Source organism: Microbacterium sp. Bi128, assembly GCF_918698205.1.
Map to the genome: position 1 here is coordinate 1 of NZ_CAKKMM010000852.1, position 2,205 is coordinate 2,205.

The window sequence follows — 2,205 nt, forward strand, 5'->3', positions numbered from 1 at the left end:
CGGCAGGGCTGCTCGCGGGCCAACTGGGGTACGCCATTCCCGCGATGCACGCCAACCACTGGGCCATTTACCTCGGGGCGTTCGTGTCCCTGGCTTTCATCCAATGGACGGCCCGGCGAAGGACACGCTTCATCGCGGCGGCCGCCAACGTGGTGTTCGCCGGCGCCATGGCCTTCCTGATGCTGTCCTGGCGCTACGGCAACGGCGTCGGCTGGCTCCTTCCGCTGTACATGGGCGACCGGTGGACCTTTCAAGCCTACGGCTGGCAACTCTTTTCGCTGCTGCTGGTGATCGCGGCAGCCTGCGCCGCCGTCGGACTTCTGCTGGCGATGTATCAGGAACGCGGCAGCCTGTTCCAGGCCAGGACCATCGCCCAGACCAGCCTCAGGGAAGCCGAGGTGGACCTGATCGTGGAGCAGGAACGGACCCGGATCGGCCGGGACCTGCACGACGTCCTGGCCCACTCACTCGCCGTGATCGCGGCGCAGGCGGATGGCACCCGCTACCTGAGCCAGGACCAGCCGCGCCGATGGCAGTCCTAAACGCCCTGGAGAACATTGCGACGTCGGCCCGGAGCGCCCTGGTGGACGCGCAGCGCGTCATCGAGGGGGTGCACGACGACGGCATGGTCACGCCCCAGCCCCGGCTCAGCGACGTCGGGCCCCTCGTGGCGCGCATGCAGGGCAGCCTCGAGATCGAACAAAGCGAGTCCGGCACGCCCGCCGAGCTCTCCGCGGGGCAGCAGCTCGCCGTATTCCGGATCATCCAGGAATGCCTGACCAACGCACTGAAACACGGCGGCCGCGGCACCGCGGTGCGGCTGCACCTGGACTGGAGCGGCCCGGGGCTGACCCTGCATGCGGCGTCCGGGATCCCGGAGACCACAGGCAGGGACAGCCCGGACCCCGCCGCCGAAACGCGGGTGGGCCGCGGCCTCGCCGGGATGCGGGAACGCGCCCACCTCGCAGGAGGTTGGATGACGTCCGGCCCGGATGGCGAGCAGTACCGGGTGACAGTCTTTATCCCCTACGGCACAAGGACGGCCGACGCCGATGCTGCCGCCGCCAGCGCGGAGCCGGACCTGGTTCCCGCGGGAAGCCCTGCAGCGCGCCCGGGAATGCAGCTGGCCGAAGCCGGCGACCGTGGCTGATGCCGGGGCGGCCATTACCGTGGCGATTGTCGATGACCAGGCCCTGTTCCGTGCGGGAATCCGGATGCTGGTGGAGAGCCAGCCGGACATGGCGATGGCCTGGGAAGCCGGCGACGGCGCGCAGGCGGCGGCATTCGCCGTCGAACGGTGCCCCGACGTGATGCTCATGGACCTGCGCATGCCGGTCCTTGACGGCGTCGGCGCCACACGGCGGATCGTGCGGCAGGCGGAGGCCGCAGGCACCGGCGCGCCGAAGATCATCGCCCTGACCACCTTCAACCGGGACCAGGCGGTGGTTGACGCCGTGGACGCCGGTGCCAGCGGCTACCTGCTCAAGAGCGGCGAACCGGAGTTCCTGCTCGCCGCGATCCGGACCGTGTACGCCGGGTACTCCGTGATTGCGCCGGGATCAGTGCACGATTTGTTCCAGCATGCCGCCCGGACCGTGCCGGCCGGGGGACCGGACCTGTCCGCGCTGGAGGTGCTGTCTGTCCGGGAACGGGACGTCTTCCTGCTCGCGGCCAAGGGGCTGGCCAACGGTGAGATCGCCGGAAGCCTGTTCGTATCCGAGGCGACGGTCAAGACACACCTCAGGAGCGTGCTGGGCAAGCTGGGCCTCGGGACCCGGCTCCAGCTGGTGGCCTTCGCCTATGAGCGCCGGCTGCTGGGCTGAGACCCGGCTGGGCCCTCGGCTGAGACCCGGCCGGGCCCCCGGCTGAGACTCGCCGAGGGCCTCTGGCGCGGCGACTTGCGCCGCCGGATTCCTCACCGCCGCAGCGTCAGAAGCTCACCGTCTGGGTCAGGTATCCGTAGTACTGTCCCCCGATCGGGTGGATGGGATCGCCGCCGAAGCCGTAGTCGTGGTGCCGCTTCGAGTACGACTTTGTCAGGTCCAGGTACTGCTCCATGACGTGCTCGGCTGAGCCCGTGCAGGCCTTCTGGCTGATGCAGAGGGCCACGGACCCGGCCACGGCCGGGCTGGCGAAGCTGGTGCCGTTGCTTACGTTGTAGCCGCCGGGCCAGGTGGAGAGCATGCAGACGCCGGGGCCGGAGAC

Annotated in this window: 4 protein-coding genes; 3 read left to right on the forward strand and 1 reads right to left on the reverse strand. The window is 69.9% G+C overall.

Annotated features, from left to right (window positions below):
• From LQV45_RS27150 to LQV45_RS27160, 3 genes are all read left to right on the forward strand, one after another.
• Positions 1-542: histidine kinase (locus tag LQV45_RS27150; RefSeq protein ID WP_230009882.1), on the forward strand; the 542-nt coding region annotated here is incomplete at its 5' end.
• Positions 530-1,150, forward strand: a complete 621-nt coding sequence (locus LQV45_RS27155; RefSeq protein WP_230009884.1) for a sensor histidine kinase — start codon at positions 530-532, stop codon at positions 1,148-1,150. The genes LQV45_RS27150 and LQV45_RS27155, both read left to right, overlap by 13 nt.
• Positions 1,143-1,823 (forward strand): response regulator transcription factor, encoded by a 681-nt coding sequence (locus LQV45_RS27160; protein ID WP_230009886.1) that lies wholly within the window; start codon positions 1,143-1,145, stop codon positions 1,821-1,823. Before LQV45_RS27155 ends, LQV45_RS27160 begins: the two co-directional genes overlap by 8 nt.
• A gap of 106 nt (positions 1,824-1,929) precedes the next feature.
• On the opposite strand, the gene LQV45_RS27165 is transcribed toward LQV45_RS27160, so the two are convergent.
• Positions 1,930-2,205: S8 family serine peptidase (locus LQV45_RS27165; protein ID WP_230009889.1), on the reverse strand; the 276-nt coding region annotated here is incomplete at its 5' end.